Here is a 15,350-nt window from a genome sequence, read left to right on the forward strand (position 1 = left end):
ATCTCTTGGAGAGGATCTTCCAAGGAGGCTGCGATGTTCTCCTTCCTGCGGCGCCGGGACCTCCGGCGCCGGCCGGATGGCGCCGAGGCGCTGTTGGCCATGACCCCGCGCGAGCTGGCCGACCTGCCCTTCTGGGTCGAGCCGCCGCAGCCGGATGGCGCCGATCAGGCGGGCAGGCCGGTCACAGCCCGAACCGCGCCTCGGCCTCTGCCAGCGTGAGGGCGATGAACGGCTGCCGGCCGGCCAGCAGGGCCAATGGCCCGTCCGGCGGAAACTCCCAGCCGGGGCCGCCGAAGCGCGGCCAGCCGGTGGCGGCGGCGCGCGTGATCCGCACGCCCGCTCCGTCCGGCTGCAGCACCCGCAGCGGGAAAGGCAGGCGCAGGGGCAGGGCGCGTCCCGGCCGGTCCGTGAAGGCCGCCACCGGCCGCTGCGCAGCGAACAGCTCGGTCCGACCGCCCGCGGTCTCGAACCGGCCCAGCCGCTTCGGGATCGCCCACAGCGCCCGGCCGCCGGCCAGCGAGGCGGGGCTGTCGACCCAGGCGGCGGTGACCGTGACCCCGATCCGCCGTCCCAGCCGCACCGGCACCGCGACCACCAGCTCGGCATAGGCCAGGTCGCCGCCCGGCAGCCATTCGGCCCAGACCGTCGCCAGCAGCGCCGACCGCCCCCAGCCCAGCGGCCGCGCCCCGTCCGGCAGCGGCCCCGGCAGCGCCGCCAGCGGCACCCGCCACAGCGCCGCCCGTACCGTGCCGCGCAGCCGCCAGGGCGGCGGCGGATAGGCCGGGGCGTCAGTCATCCCCGTTCGGGATCTTCAGCAGCGTTCCGCAGGCCTTGCAATGCACCGCATCCGGGTCGTGCCGCTGCAGCCCGCAGGTCGGGCAGTCGAACTGCACCTTGTTCGGCCGGAACAGCGTCTGCGCCAGCCGCGCGAACAGGCTGATGCCGACGATCATGGTAACGATGGACAGAAGCTTGCCGGCCGTGCCGGGCAGGGTGATGTCGCCGAAGCCGGTGGTGGTCAGCGTGGCCACGGTGAAATAGAGGGCGTCGACATAGCCCTCGACGCCGCTGTCGGTCCCGGCGAAGCCCGTGTAGACGAAGCCGGTCACCACGAAGACGAAGGTGACCAGGGTCGACAGGGTGCGGGCGACGTCCTCCCAGCGCGTGTCGTCGTAGCGCCGGCCGACCGTCGACCAGAAGAACTCGCTGTGGAACAGGCTCCACAGCCGCAGGATCCGCAGGAAGCCCAGGTTGAACAGCAGCTGCGGCGCCAGCAGCGTCGCCAGCACGAACAGGTCGACCCACACGATCGGCTGGCGGATCCAGCTGCGGAGGCCACGCCAGGACACCGCCCGCGCCACGAGGTCGAGGGCCAGCAGCACGGCGATGGCATAGTCGATGGCCAGGAAGGCGGCCGTGTCGCGCAGCACCGGCGCGACGATGAAGAAGGCGATGATCGCGAAATCGATCACCAGCACGCCGAGGCGGAAGTGGATCGCCTCGGGGCTGCGCCCGTGATACAGCGCGCGCAGGACGCCCCTCAGGCGGGCGAACCGGCCCGGCGGGGCGGGGGAGTCGATCGGCGTCATCCCCACCTCTGTACCGGAAGCGCCCGCCCGCCTCCACGCCGAACCGGACGCCGCCGGGCCGCGCCGGCGCGATTCCGGGATTGCATCGGTGGAGTCGAAAACGAACTTGGATTGCGAAGTTGCTGGCGGGCCCAACTAGGGATTGACGGAAACCGGCGGACGGACGTCTATATCTAGACATCACGGGCGTCCGGGAATCCGGTGCGCCGAGTCATCGGCAAGGCCGGGGCTGTCCCCGCAACTGTAAGCGGAGAGCGCTTCCGTCGCCAGTCACTGGCCGGGCGACCGGCCGGGAAGGCGAGGCGGAAGGGCGATTCCCGCGAGCCAGGAGACCGAGCCCGTGATCGAGAACAGCGTCCTCGGGCGGGGTGTCCCGATGGAGCGAGGGTCGAGTTGCGCCGGCATGCCGGCGCAACGTCGACTCCGCGTCCGTCGGCCCAAGCCCCAACACGATCATGGGGTTTGCCGATGTCAGCCATCCAGGAATCCGATCGCGCCCTCGCCGGCGCACCCTCCGTCCCGGCAGCGCCCCGCGCCGCCGCCGAGCCGGCCTATCAGGTGATCCGCCGCAACGGCGCCGTCACCGCCTTCGACGAGAGCAAGATCTCGGTCGCGCTGACCAAGGCGTTCCTGGCGGTCGAGGGCTCCGGCGCCGCCGCCTCGCGCCGGGTGCACGACATCGTCGAGGGGCTGACCGCCCAGATCGTCGCCGCCCTGACCCGCCGCGCCGACCATGGCCGCACCTTCCACATCGAGGAGGTGCAGGACCAGGTCGAACTCGCCCTGATGCGCGGCGAGCACCACAAGGTCGCCCGCGCCTATGTGCTGTACCGCGAGGAGCGGTCGCGCGAGCGCGCCGCCGCCGCGGCCAAGGCGGAGGCGTCCCCGGTCGCGCCGGCGCTGCACGTCACCGCGGCCGACGGCAGCCGTGCGCCGCTGGACCAGGCGCGGCTGGCGCGGCTGGTGGAGGAGGCCTGCGAGGGGCTGGCCGATGTCGAGCCCGGCCCGGTCCTGGCCGAGACCCGGCGCAACCTCTATGACGGCATCAGCGAGGCCGAGCTGGCCCTGGCGCCGATCATGGCCGCCCGCACCCTGATCGAGACCGAGCCGAACTACACTTATGTCAGCGCCCGGCTGCTTCTCGACATGCTGCGGCACGAGGCGCTGACCTTCGTCCATGGCCGGCCCACCCGCGCCACCCAGGCGGAGATGGCCGAGGGCTATGCCGAATACTTCCCGGCCTATGTGAAGAAGGGCATCGCCGTCGGCCTCCTGGACGCCGAGATCGGCCGCTTCGACCTGGCCCGGCTGTCCGCGGCGCTGAAGCCGGAGCGCGACCTGCAGTTCCAGTTCCTCGGCCTGCAGACCCTCTACGACCGCTACTTCCTGCAGACGGACGGCATCCGCTTCGAGCTGCCGCAGGCCTTCTTCATGCGCGTCGCCATGGGGCTGGCGCTGCGCGAGATCGACCGCGAGGCGCGGGCGATCGAGTTCTACGACCTGATCTCCTCCTTCGACTTCATGTGCTCGACGCCGACGCTGTTCAACGCCGGCACGCCGCGGCCGCAGCTGTCCTCCTGCTTCCTGACCTCGGTGCCGGACGACCTCGACGGCATCTTCAAGTCGGTGAAGGACAACGCGCTGCTCTCCAAATATGCCGGCGGCCTCGGCAACGCCTGGACCCGGGTGCGCGGCCTGGGCGCCCATATCCGCGGCACCAACGGCCAGTCGCAGGGCATCGTCCCGTTCCTGAAGGTCGCGAACGACACCGCCATCGCGGTGAACCAGGGCGGCAAGCGCAAGGGTGCGGTCTGCGCCTATCTCGAGACCTGGCACGTCGACATCGAGGAATTCCTCGACCTGCGCAAGAACACCGGCGACGACCGGCGCCGCACCCACGACATGAACACCGCCAACTGGGTGCCCGACCTGTTCCTCGAGCGGGTCGAGGCCGACGGCCCCTGGACCCTGTTCTCGCCGGACGAGGTGCCCGACCTGCACGATTTGTACGGCCCGGCCTTCAAGGCCGCCTACGAGGCCTATGAGGCCAAGGCCGCGCGCGGCGAGATCCGGGTGCACAAGCAGGTCCGCGCGCTCGACCTGTGGCGGCGCATGCTGACCATGCTGTTCGAGACCGGCCACCCCTGGGTGACCTTCAAGGACCCCTGCAACATCCGCTCGCCGCAGGGCCATGTCGGCGTCGTGCACTCCTCGAACCTGTGCACCGAGATCACGCTGAACACCTCGAACGACGAGGTGGCGGTCTGCAACCTCGGCTCGATCAACCTCGCCAACCATGTTGGTGAGCGCGGCCTCGACCGGGCACGGCTGGAACGCACCATCCGCACCGCGATGCGGATGCTCGACAACGTCATCGACATCAACTTCTACACCATCCCGGAAGCGCGCCGGTCCAACCTGCGCCACCGGCCGGTCGGGCTCGGCATCATGGGCTTCCAGGACGCGCTGCAGGCGCTGCGCCTGCCGATCGCCTCCGAGGCCGCGGTGCGCTTCGCCGACGAGAGCATGGAGGTGATCAGCTTCCACGCCATCGCCGCCTCGGTCGACCTGGCGGCGGAGCGCGGGCGCTACCCGTCCTTCGACGGCTCGCTGTGGAGCCGCGGCATCCTGCCGATCGACTCCGTCGAGCTCCTGGCCGAGGCGCGCGGCGGCGTGCTCGACCTCGACCCGTCCTCGACCCTCGACTGGAGCGGCCTGCGCGAGCGGGTGCGGACGGTCGGCATGCGCAACTCCAACACCATGGCGATCGCGCCGACCGCGACGATCTCCAACATCTGCGGCGTCGCCCAGTCGATCGAGCCGGCGTTCCGCAACCTCTACGTCAAGGCCAACATGTCGGGCGACTTCACGGTGGTGAATCCCGCCCTCGTCCGCGACCTCAAGGCGCTCGGTCTGTGGGACGAGGTGATGATCTCGGACCTGAAGTATTTCGACGGCAGCCTCGGCGCCATCGACCGGGTGCCGGACGACCTGAAGGCGCTCTACGCCACCGCCTTCGAGATCGACGCCTCCTGGCTGGTCGAGGCGGCGGCGCGGCGGCAGAAATGGATCGACCAGGCGCAGTCGCTGAACCTCTACATCGCCAACCCGAACGGCCGGAAGCTCGATGCCCTCTACCGCCTGGCCTGGAAGCGCGGGCTCAAGACCACCTACTACCTGCGGGCGATGAGCGCGACCCATGTCGAGAAGTCGACGCTGAAGGGCACCGACGGCAAGCTCAACGCCGTCTCCGCCCCGGCGCCGGTCGCGGCCGCCCCGGCCGTCGCGGCGCCCGCGCCGGCGGCCCCGGTTGCGGCGGCCGACGAGCTGACGCTGACCGACGGCGCGCCGATGGTGTGCCCGATCGACGACCCGACCTGCGAAGCCTGCCAGTAGCAGGCATCGCGGATCCCGTCTTCGGGCGTCCCGCGACATGAAAAGAGGCGGCGGGTTCCCCCGCCGCCTCAGTCATTCTCCCGGTCGTGGGCCGATCAGAGCACGAAGTCGGCCGCCACCAGGCCGACACGCCCTGTCAGCGTGATGTGGAAGTCCGACACGCCGTCGCCGTCGATGTCGCCGGCAATGGTCGTGGTGGTCGTGGACAGGGAGGCGAAGCGCAGCTCGCCGGCATGGTTCGAATAGCCCGCCGTGCCGATGAAGGTGAACGCCTGGTCCCCCGCCGCGCCGGTGTCGGCATCGATCGCGGAGAGATCGATGAGGTCGCCCTGCGCATGGCTGAAATCGGTGACCCGATCGGCGTTGGCGCCGACCCGGCTGTCGCCGGCCGCCGAGAAGTTGAAGCGATCGGCGCCGTCGCCGCCGGACAGGGTGTCCTTCCCGGTGCCGCCGTCGAGGACGTCCGCCCCGGCGCCGCCGTTCAGGACATCGTCGCCGGCACGCCCGTAGAGCGTGTCGTTGCCGGCACCGCCGTCGAGCGTGTCGTTCCCGGCCACGCCGATATTCGGCATCACCGGCGGCGGCGGCGTCACCGAGACGTTCAGCTCGTAGGTGGCGCCGTCGGGAACGGTCTGTTCGGGCTCGCCCGTGTCGTTGTTGTACTGCCCGACCACGATGTAATAGTCCCCGGTCTCGGCGACCTTGAAGCTGAACGCCGAATCCGTCCGGCGGCTCGACCCCGGATCGTTGCCGCCGTCGTCGTTGAAGGCGACCACGGTGCCGTCGGCCCGCACCAGCCACAGGAAGCTGTCGCTCAGCCCGTCCGAGGTGTGGTCGAGATCGGCGGTGATGACCGTCCCCGCATTCACCGTCAGCTTGTAGTATCCGCCTTCGCCGTTGCCGGTGGCGTTGACCGTCGAATGCGCCAGGGTGGTCGCGTTGACGATGTCGGCATCGGCGGCCAGCGTGAAGTTGCCGGTCAGGTCATGGGCGGTTGCCGTGGAGTTGTTGGTCGCGCCCGGCGCCAGCGTGGCATAGCCATCGCCCGTGCCGACGCCGGTGACCGGGAAGGGGATGAAGTCCCCATCCAGCGCGTCGTTCCCGCCGCCGCCCGTGAGGACGTCGTCGCCGCCCTGGCCGACAAGCCGGTTATCGCCGGCATCGCCGGTGAGCTGGTCGTTGTGGCCGGAGCCGGCCAGGCCCTCGATCGAGACGAAGGTCTCGGGATGCGAGCTCGCCACGCCGAGGGAGACGATCACGCCCGTGGTGCTGCCGTAATAGGCCGCCATGTCCCGGCCGGCACCGCCGTTCAGCGTGTCCTGGCCGCCGCCGCCGGCGAGGACGTCGTCGCCCGCAGCGCCCGAGAGCACGTTGTTGCCGGTATTGCCGATCAGGGTGTCGGCGAATTTCGAGCCGATCACGTTCTCGATGTTCACCAGCCTGTCAAACTGATGCGTGGTCGTGGTGTCGCCTTCGCCGTCGCCGCCGCTGGCGGTGCCGGTCTGCAGGTTGACGGTCACGCCCTCGGTGGCCGGCGTCCGCGGCGGGCCGAACATCGGCTGGCGCTCGTCCAGCGTGTAGTCGGCGGTGTCGACGCCGTCGCCGCCGTCCAGGTAATCCGCCCCGGCGCCGCCGATGAGCCGGTCGTTGCCGGCATCGCCGTTCAGCACGTCGCCGTCGCGGGCGCCCTCGAGCTTGTCGTTGCCGTTGCCGCCGCTGAGGACGTCGCCGCCGCCGAGGCCGAGGAAGTAGTTGTTGGCGTCATTGCCGATGAAGCGGTCGATGCGGTCGTCCGACCCGATCAGGTTCTCGACGCTGAAGAAGGTGTCGCCGGAGGCGGTGCCGCCGCTGGCGACGTTGGTCACCAGGTTGACCAGCAGCTGGAACGGGCTCTCCAGGCTGAAATCGACCGTGTCGTTGCCGGCGCCGCCGTGGAAGACATCGATGCCTTCCATGCCGCGCAGGATGTCATCTCCGGCGCCGCCGTCGAGGAGGTCGTTGCCTTTGCCGGCATTGATCGTGTCGTTGCCGGCCTCGCCATACAGCCGGTCGTCGCCATCGTTGCTGTCCGGACCGGTGATGACCGGCAAGGTGTTGTTGCGGTCGCGGCTATCGTTGCTGTCGGCGCCGCCGACGATCAGGTCGTCGCCGTCGCCGCCATGGATCTCGTCGGCGCCGTTGCCGCCGTCGATCCGGTCGTCGCCGCCGCCGCCGAGCAGCTCGTTCTCGCCGTCATTGCCCAGGATGATGTCGTCGAAGGCGCTGCCGACGCCCTTCTCGATGTAGTACTCGGTCGCGTCGGCGTTGTGTCCGTCGAAGATGGCGACGTTGTTGGCGTGGCCGTTGACGCTGGAGAAGCGGCCCTCGCGCAGGTCCAGGATGGTGCTGCTGGTCGAGCCGGAGAAGTCGACCGTGTCGTGGCCGCCGGTGTCGTGGATCACGAAGCCGATGTCATGGGTCGGCCCGTCCGCCGTCAGCGTGTAGCCCAGCCGGGTGCTGCCGAAGCCGTAGACGTCGTCGCCGGTGTTGAGCTGGATGTCCTGATAGGTCCGCACGCCGTCCGTCACCGTCGAGAAATAATGCCGGATGACGGCCTCGATATCGGCGATCCCCGGCGTGGTGTTGGTCCAGGCTGTGGTGCCGCCGGTGTCGATGCTGTCGAAATACGACATCACCGAATATTGCTGCTGGTCGTAGACCCACTTGGCGTCGTTGTAATAGGTGATCTGCGGGCCGCCGGGGCCGCCGTAGTTGTAGAAGCCGGGATGGTTCAGGCCGAATTCATGGCCGAATTCATGGATGAAGGTGTTGAAGATGTAGCCGCCCGGCTCGGTCTTGTTCGGCTCGGTGTCGTGGAAGCGCTGGCCGACGCTGACATAGCGGCCGGCGGAATAGGCGCTGCCGTCGTCCTCCTCGCCCACCTCCGGGCTGACGACCTCGAGATAGTCGGTGCTCGGGTCGAAGGGTCGGTCGGTGACGATCTCGAACTGCAGCGGCGTCACCGCCGACCACATCTCCAGCGCCCCGATGGCGGCCTCCAGATAGTCGGGATGGTCGCTGAGCTCGGACAGGTTCACCACGATCGGCGATTGCGCCATCTCGGGCGTCAGCGGGCGCTGCAGCGCCCCCAGATAGTCGAGATACGTCTCGTAATTGGTGTCCTTGTTATAAGGATTGTCCGGAGTCTGGTCGATGTTCTGCCAGTTCTGGAGGTCTTCCGGGCTGAGCGTGAACGATCCGGCGCTCGCCTGTCCTGTCGGGGTGGAATGTTCTCGGCTGTAGCCCATCTGGCATAGGACGCACATGTGTTCCCCCTTTGATGGCGGCCCTGGCATGGGCCCGGCTCGGGTCGGTGCGCTCGGCGGCGAATCGGATCCCGTTCACGGAGGCCATGACAGCTTTGGCCGTGGTATCAGCGTCTGGCGATCAAGGTTTCGTCAGCTGGCGCCGGGCTTTGCCCGCCGCTCGCCTTCAGCGCGTCCGCGTCGCGCCCTGGGCATCACGGCGCTGACATCGTCCCGAAAACGGCTCCTGCGCCGGCGGGGACGATGCGGAACCCGTCGGAATCGATGCGGACACCAAGGAACGGCGCCGCGGCAGTCCCGACGTGGATATGATGCTCATGGTTGTCGATGTCCCCCTGTTTGCGGTTCGCAGTCCGTCGACACACCGGGCCGAGAAACGACACGCGTCACTCGGCCGACCGCTGCGGCCATTTCTTGACGGACGCCGACGGCAACGGCACCACGTCATGGCTCTTCCACCCCTCAAACGAGAGGTGAAGCGCGATTCAGCATCTCGACTGTCTGCGCACCTCTGGCCGTCATCCTTCGGCAATGTAGCGGCCGCCGCAATCAAAAAATGCTTTCGCTTCCGGTTGAATCCGGATCCTTCGTTGGTGTGCATACGAGTGCTGTCCAGAGCACGGGCCGGATGTTGCCGAGAAGGGCGTCTCGATATTTTGGAGATTATCTGAAATTAGATTCAAAATCGCGAGATGCCTTGAAGGCGCCAGGATATGTCATTTGAGACAAGGCTGTTGTCTTGACAATATGACTTACTTTTCTTTTGCAACCTGGTTGTCGTCGCGATTCCGATCGCCGGCTTCGGCGGGATCTCGGGAAACCTGGACGATGCGGAAGATTTCGCGTCGCCTGGCGGGGCTTCGGGCGGCAGGGGCGCCTCGGGGCCGGCCGGCCGCGGTCTCGGGATCCCAGCGCCACAACACCTAGCGCGACACTTGCCGCATTCGGCAACATCTTGTAGGGTCATCGACCCTGCGTCGCCGCCCGAGACCTCGACGTTCACGGTGCCGAGCCGAGGACCCCGACCATCACAACCGTGAGCCCAGACCCATGACCATGCTCGACTGGTCCGACACCCCCGCCGCGCCGATCCGGGTGAAGCGGGCCGACGCGTCCGCAGCCGATCTCGCGGGCGACGCCACCGGCCTCGGCGCCATCGACCGGTCCGGCGGCCGGGTCAGCATCGACGACAAGGCGATGATCAACTGCCGCGCCGACGTCAACCAGCTGCTGCCGATGAAGTACCGCTGGGCGTGGGAGAAGTACCTGGCCGGCTGCAACAACCACTGGATGCCGACCGAGGTCTCGATGCAGGCCGACATCGCGCTGTGGAAGTCGCGCGACGGGCTGACCGAGGACGAGCGCCGGGCGGTGAAGCGCAACCTCGGCTTCTTCGCCGCCTCGGAATCGCTGGTCGCCAACAACATCGTGCTGGCGATCTACCGCCACCTGACCAACCCGGAATGCCGGCAGTACCTGCTGCGCCAGGCCTTCGAGGAGGCGGTGCACACCCACACCTTCCAGTACGTGGTCGACAGCCTGGGCCTGGACGAGGGCGAGCTGTTCAACATGTATCGCGAGGTGCCGTCGATCACCGACAAGGCGGCCTGGGCGCTGGACTACACCCGCAACCTGTCCGACCCGTCCTTCAAGACCGGCACGCCGGCGGCGGACCAGGCCTTCCTGCGCGACCTGGTGGCCTTCTACGTCGTGTTCGAGGGCATGTGGTTCTACACCGGCTTCGCCCAGATCCTGTCGCTCGGCCGGCGCAACAAGATGGTCGGCATCGCCGAGCAGTACCAGTACATCCTGCGCGACGAGTCGATCCATCTGAACTTCGGCATCGACGTCATCAACCAGATCAAGATCGAGAACCCGCATCTCTGGACCGCGGAGTTCCAGCAGGAGCTGCGGCGGATGCTGGCCGAGGCGGCGGAGCTCGAGGCCGCCTACGGCCGGGACACCATGCCGCGCGGCTTCCTCGGCCTGAACGCGGCGCTATGCGAGCAGTACATGCACGTCATCGCCAACCGCCGCTGCGCCCAGCTGGGCCTGGCCCCGGTCTTCACCGAGGCCGAGAACCCGTTCCCCTGGATGTCCGAGGCGATGGACCTGAAGAAGGAGAAGAACTTCTTCGAGACCCGGGTGATCGAATACCAGAACGGCGGCGCGCTCAGCTGGGACTGATCTCCCGCGTTCAGCCGAAGGGCGGCGTTGCCTCCGGCCCGGGCCGGTCCTAGGGTTCCGGCCGGACCGGCGGGCGAGGGCGGGGGGATGCAGCGCATCTTGATCCTGGGCGCGGGGTTCGCCGGGCTGTGGGCCGCGGCCGGGGCGGCGCGGGCGCTCGACGAATTCGGGATCGGGCCCGACCGGGTCGAGGTGGCGCTGGTTAACCGCGATGCCTGGCACTGCATCCGCGTGCGCAACTACGAGGCCGATCTCGATGCGATCCGCGTGCCTTTGGCCTCGGTGCTCGACCCGATCGGCGTCCGCCGGGTCGAGGGCGAGGTGACGGGCATCGACCTCGCGCGGCGCAGCGTCGCTGTCTCGGGGGAGGGGCCGGCGCTGCCCTATGACCGCCTGGTCTTCGCGCTCGGCAGCTGCCTCGTCCGCCCGCCGGTTCCGGGACTGGCCGAGCACGGCTTCGACGTCGACACCTTCGCCGGCGCCCGCCGCCTCGCCGACCATCTGGCTGGGCTGGGCGGGCGTCCCGCCGCGCCGGGGCGCGACACCGTCCTGGTCGTCGGCGCCGGCCTGACCGGCATCGAGGTCGCGACCGAGATGGTGGGCCGGCTCCGGACGGCGGGCCGGGTGATCCTGGCCGACCGCGCGCCGCAGGTCGGCTCCGACATGGGCGACAGCGCCCGGCCGGTGATCGAGACCGCCCTGGCCGCGCTCGGCGTCGAGACGCGGATGGGCGTGTCGGTGGCCGCCATCGATGCGGGCGGCGCGACGCTGTCGACCGGAGAGGCGATCCCGGCCGCGACCGTGATCTGGTGCGCCGGTATGCGGGCCAGCTCGCTGACCGCCCAGTTCCCGGTCGATCGCGACCGGCTGGGCCGGCTGCCGGTCGGTCCGACCCTGAAGATCATCGGCCTCGACGCCGAGTTCGCCGTCGGCGATTCGGCGCGGGCGATGGTCGACGGCAGTCACGCCTCGGTGATGTCGTGCCAGCATGGCCGGCCGATGGGCCGCTTCGGCGGCTACAATGCGGTCGCCGACCTGCTCGGCCGGCCGCTGCTGCCGATGCGGATCGACTGGTACACCACCATCCTCGACCTCGGCTCATGGGGCGCCGTCTACACCGAAGGCTGGGACCGGCAGGTGGTGGCGCAGGGCGCGGCCGCGAAGCAGACCAAGCAGGTCATCAACCGCCAGCGCATCTACCCGCCGCTGACCGGGGACCGGCGCGCCATCCTGGACGCGGCCGCACCGGTGATCCAGGCGCCGCCGCAGCGGTTCCGCTGAGGGGCGGCGCATGCCACCGGCCGCCGCATCGACGCCGGGCGGGCGGAACATCGATCCCGGCGGGCCGGTTGAATGGGCATGCGCCATCCATCGATGGAGGGACCGATGCTGACCGGTCTTCACGTCGTGATCTACACCCGATACGCCGAGGCGGACCGCGCCTTCTTCCGGGACGTCCTCGGCCTGGCCTCGGTCGATGCCGGCGACGGATGGCTGATCTTCGCGGCGCCGCCCGCCGAGATTGCCTGCCATCCCGCCGAGGCCAACGACCGGCACGAGGTCTTCCTGATGTGCGACGACCTGACGGCCGAGATCTCCCGGCTGGGCAAGAAGGGCGTCGACTGCGCGCCGGTCAGCGACGAGGGCTGGGGCCTTCTGTCCGCCATCCACCTGCCGGGCGGCGGCCGGCTCGGCCTCTACGAACCGCGCCATCCGGTGCCGAGCCGGGCGGGCTAGCCCAGGCTCACCAGCGCCGAGGCCGCGGTCTCGTCGGTGATCAGCCCCTGCAGCAGGCCGCGGGTCAGCACGGCGCGGATCGCCGGCACCTTGACCGCGCCGCCGGCGATGGCGACGGCCGGGCGCCGGGCGACGGCGTCGAGCGGCAGCCCGACCACCCGGTCGCGCAGCGGCGAGGGCAGCACCCGACCCTCCGAATCGAGGAAGTTGCCCAGCACCTCGCCGATCGCGCCGGCCTGGCGCAGCGCCTCGTATTCGGCGCGGCTGATCACCTTGTCGTGCAGCACCGGCGCGCTGTCGTCGAGCTGGCCGATGCCGATCAGGATCGCGTCGGCCCGCGCCGCCAGCGCCATGATCTCGCGGAACGGCTTCTGCTCCTCCAGCACCTTGCGGTCCTCGGCGCTCTCGGCGATCAGCGGCGCCGGCATCAGGTAGCGCTGCGCGCCCAGCCGGTCGCCCAGGCGCATCACCACGTCGAACGGGTTGTAGGAGGAATCGCGGGCGATGTTGCCGGTGACCGAGACCACTTGGTGCTGCGGCCGCGGCGAGGACGCCATCTCCTCCACCGCCGCGCGCACGCTGCGGCCGTTGCCGACGCCGATCACCAGCGGCGTGTCGGTGTCGACCAGCCGCTCGATCCAGGTGGCGCCGGCGATCGCCAGCGCCGGCAGGTTGGGCTGGGCCGGCGCCACCGGGTCGGCCGGCACCACCTCGCAGAAGCGCAGACCGTGGCGGCGGGCGATGCGCTCGCCCAGCTCCATGCAGGCGGCGATCGGATGGTCGATGCGGACCTTGACCATGCCCTCCTGCGCGGCGAAGGCCAGCAGGCGCTGCGCCGCCATGCGCGAGACGTTCAGCCGCCGGGCGATCTCGTCCTGGGTCAGGCCCGAGACATAGGACAGCCATGCCGCCCGCGCCGCCTGATCGCGCTTCCTCTCCGCCTGATCCATCCCCGGCATCCGCCACGCTCCGTGCCGTTGTGCGGCCTTCCGCAACATCTCGTCCGATCGGGGCGTCCGGCGCAACGGTGGCGTGCAGCGATTGCGGTTCGCCGGCGGGACCGCTGCGGCGATGATGCCTGCTCCGACACGTGTCGAAAGGCTTGACCGCGGCGCGGCGAAGCGGTCGATTCCGGCCGCAAGGAAGCATGTGCCCGACCGGAAGATCGGCGGGGCGAGCGAAGGGGCAGATGATGATTCGGTGGGCCTTGGTTCTGGCGCTGGCGCTGGCGCCGCATGTCGCGACGGCCGCGACCAAGCCGACGCCGGTGCCGCCGGAGGACAAGATCCACGCCCAGCTGCGCCAGGCGCTGGAGCGGGCGGAGGCCGAGCTGGCCGCGGCGCCATCGGCCATTCCCCTCGGGACCATCAAGCCCAGCGCCGTCGACCCGCGCGTGCCGCTCCTGCGCCAGCGGCTCGACGCCATGGGGGTGGCGCTGCCCGAAGCCGCGGCGCCCGCGGCGGCCGAGCCTGCCCAATCCGAGGCGGTCCCCGCGACCGCCGTGACGACGGCGGAGCCGGAGCTGATCGGCCCGGTGGCGCCGGCCACCCTGGTCTATGACGAGGCGCTGACCCAGCGGGTGAAGCTGCTGCAGTCGCGCTGGGGGCTGCGCGACGACGGCGTTGTCGGCCGCCGCACCCTGCGGGCGCTGAACTTCACCCCGGCGGACGAGGCGGCGTCGCTGCGCCAGACCCTGGCCCGCTGGCAGCCTCCGCCGGCGCGCGGCAAGTCGATCACGGTCAACGTGCCGACGGCCGAGATCATCGCCTTCGAGAACGGGGTCGAGGTGCTGCGCACCCGCGCCGTGGTCGGCTCGCCCCTGACCCAGACGCCGCTGATCCAGTCCAACATGATCGCGGTCAAGTACAACCCGGACTGGACCGTGCCGCCCGGCCTAACCAAGAAGTACAAGGCCCTGATGGCGGCCGGCCAGTACACCGAGATGCGCAAGCACGGCGTGGTGGTGAAGACGCCGGAGGGCCAGACCTTCGACCCGGCCCAGGTGCCGCCCGACATGGTCGGCACCATGGGCTGGAAGTTCTGGCAGCCGCCGGGCGACGACAACGCGCTCGGCCTGCTCAAGTTCGAGCTCGACAACGACCAGGCGATCTATCTGCACGACACCAACAACCGGCGCCTGTTCGCCACCGACAACCGGGCGGTGTCGAATGGCTGCATCCGGGTCGAGAACTATCTCGGCCTCGCCGCCTGGGTGCTGGGCACCGACATCCCGGCGGTGGAGGCCGCGATCGCCACCGGCAAGACCCATTTCGCCCGGGTGCCCAGCCGGATCCCGGTGCGGATGACCTATTACCTGGCCTATCCCGACACCACCGGCGGCATCCGCTACGGCGAGGACGTCTACACCCTGGCCCAGGGCGGGTAGGGCGTAGATCTCGGCGGCATGGTGCCGACTGGACTCCCCGGACGGCCAGGACCGTCATCAGGCGGTGCCGCGCTCCCACCTCAGGCGTGCGCGAGGCCTGCGAGATAGGCGCAGAACATGTCGGCCATGACGTCGGCATAGGCTGCGATCTCCGCGGGGGTCCGAGGCGTCTCCGAGAAGCGCTTTCCCACCTGGTTCAGCGTCGTCGTGATCAGGTCGCCGGCCAGTTCGCGCGTCGCCACCGGGGCGTCGGGCAGCGCCTCCCGCATGAAGGCCTGGACGATGCCGTCCCCCGACGCTCTCGCCTCCCGCGCCTCGGGCGCGTCGCGGTAGAGCGGGGCGGCGTCGCTGAGCGCCAGGCGGATCCCGGCCTCCTCGCATTCCGAGCGGATGAAGGCGTGGACCAGGGCCCGCAGGCGTTCGGGCGGCGGCCTGCCGACGTCCTCGAGGATGCCGCGCAGCAGCTCCGTCGTCTGCCGCCACTCGTCGCTCTGCAGCCGGAACAGGATCGCCGCCTTGTTCGGGAAGTACTGATACACCGACCCGACGCTGACGCCGGCCCTCTCCGCCACCCGCGCCGTGGTGAAGCGTGGGGCGCCTTCCTTCGCCAAAACCTGAACCGCGGCCTCCAGGATCGCGGCGACCAGCTCGGCCGAACGGGCCTGCTGGGGCTGCTTTCGCGAGGAGATCCGGACGCTTCGGCGGTCGGTCATCAGGGGGCGCGGCAACGCGAATAGGGAACCTGACGAA

At 69.8% G+C, this 15,350-nt stretch carries 10 protein-coding genes and 1 riboswitch; of the genes, 5 read left to right on the plus strand and 5 right to left on the minus strand.

What is annotated here, in order from left to right:
• Positions 1–181: 181 nt before the first annotated feature.
• Positions 182–796 carry an acetoacetate decarboxylase family protein gene (locus LG391_RS18235; protein WP_225769461.1) on the minus strand — a complete coding sequence of 205 codons (615 nt, stop codon included), beginning with the start codon at positions 794–796 and terminating at the stop codon, positions 182–184.
• Entirely contained in the window at positions 789–1,589 is an 801-nt protein-coding gene (locus tag LG391_RS18240) for a potassium channel family protein (protein ID WP_225769462.1), read from the minus strand. Before LG391_RS18240 ends, LG391_RS18235 begins: the two co-directional genes overlap by 8 nt.
• Positions 1,590–1,756: 167 nt before the next feature.
• Positions 1,757–1,946: riboswitch (cobalamin riboswitch) on the plus strand.
• Between the two features lie 111 nt (positions 1,947–2,057).
• Here LG391_RS18240 and LG391_RS18245 point away from each other — a divergent pair.
• Positions 2,058–4,985 (plus strand): ribonucleoside-diphosphate reductase subunit alpha, encoded by a 2,928-nt coding sequence (locus tag LG391_RS18245; RefSeq protein ID WP_225769463.1) that lies wholly within the window; start codon positions 2,058–2,060, stop codon positions 4,983–4,985.
• A gap of 95 nt (positions 4,986–5,080) precedes the next feature.
• Here the strand turns inward: LG391_RS18245 and LG391_RS18250 are convergent, their stop codons facing one another.
• Complete coding sequence (locus LG391_RS18250; protein ID WP_304608512.1) at positions 5,081–8,290, minus strand: M10 family metallopeptidase C-terminal domain-containing protein; 3,210 nt, start codon at positions 8,288–8,290, stop codon at positions 5,081–5,083.
• A gap of 1,050 nt (positions 8,291–9,340) precedes the next feature.
• Between LG391_RS18250 and LG391_RS18255 the strand changes: the two genes are divergently transcribed.
• From LG391_RS18255 to LG391_RS18265, 3 genes are all read left to right on the plus strand, one after another.
• A complete protein-coding gene (locus LG391_RS18255; protein WP_255646723.1) occupies positions 9,341–10,477 on the plus strand; it encodes a ribonucleotide-diphosphate reductase subunit beta in 1,137 nt (378 codons plus the stop codon).
• Positions 10,478–10,564: 87 nt separating this feature from the next.
• Entirely contained in the window at positions 10,565–11,758 is a 1,194-nt protein-coding gene (locus LG391_RS18260; protein WP_225769464.1) for an NAD(P)/FAD-dependent oxidoreductase, read from the plus strand.
• A 105-nt stretch (positions 11,759–11,863) separates the two neighbouring features.
• Positions 11,864–12,214, plus strand: a complete 351-nt coding sequence (locus LG391_RS18265) for a VOC family protein (protein WP_225769465.1) — start codon at positions 11,864–11,866, stop codon at positions 12,212–12,214.
• On the opposite strand, the gene LG391_RS18270 is transcribed toward LG391_RS18265, so the two are convergent.
• On the minus strand, positions 12,211–13,164 hold the full coding sequence (locus tag LG391_RS18270) for a sugar-binding transcriptional regulator (RefSeq protein ID WP_225769466.1): 954 nt from the start codon (positions 13,162–13,164) through the stop codon (positions 12,211–12,213). The two genes, LG391_RS18265 and LG391_RS18270, sit on opposite strands and share 4 nt — an antisense overlap.
• A 239-nt stretch (positions 13,165–13,403) precedes the next feature.
• On the opposite strand from LG391_RS18270, the gene LG391_RS18275 reads away from it, so the two are divergent.
• Positions 13,404–14,600, plus strand: a complete 1,197-nt coding sequence (locus LG391_RS18275) for a L,D-transpeptidase family protein (RefSeq protein ID WP_225769467.1) — start codon at positions 13,404–13,406, stop codon at positions 14,598–14,600.
• An 80-nt stretch (positions 14,601–14,680) separates the two neighbouring features.
• Here the strand turns inward: LG391_RS18275 and LG391_RS18280 are convergent, their stop codons facing one another.
• A complete protein-coding gene (locus LG391_RS18280; RefSeq protein WP_225769468.1) occupies positions 14,681–15,313 on the minus strand; it encodes a TetR family transcriptional regulator in 633 nt (210 codons plus the stop codon).
• Between the last annotated feature and the right edge of the window lie 37 nt (positions 15,314–15,350).

Origin of the sequence: Inquilinus sp. Marseille-Q2685, assembly GCF_916619195.1 — a bacterium.
GTDB lineage: Bacteria > Pseudomonadota > Alphaproteobacteria > DSM-16000 > Inquilinaceae > Inquilinus.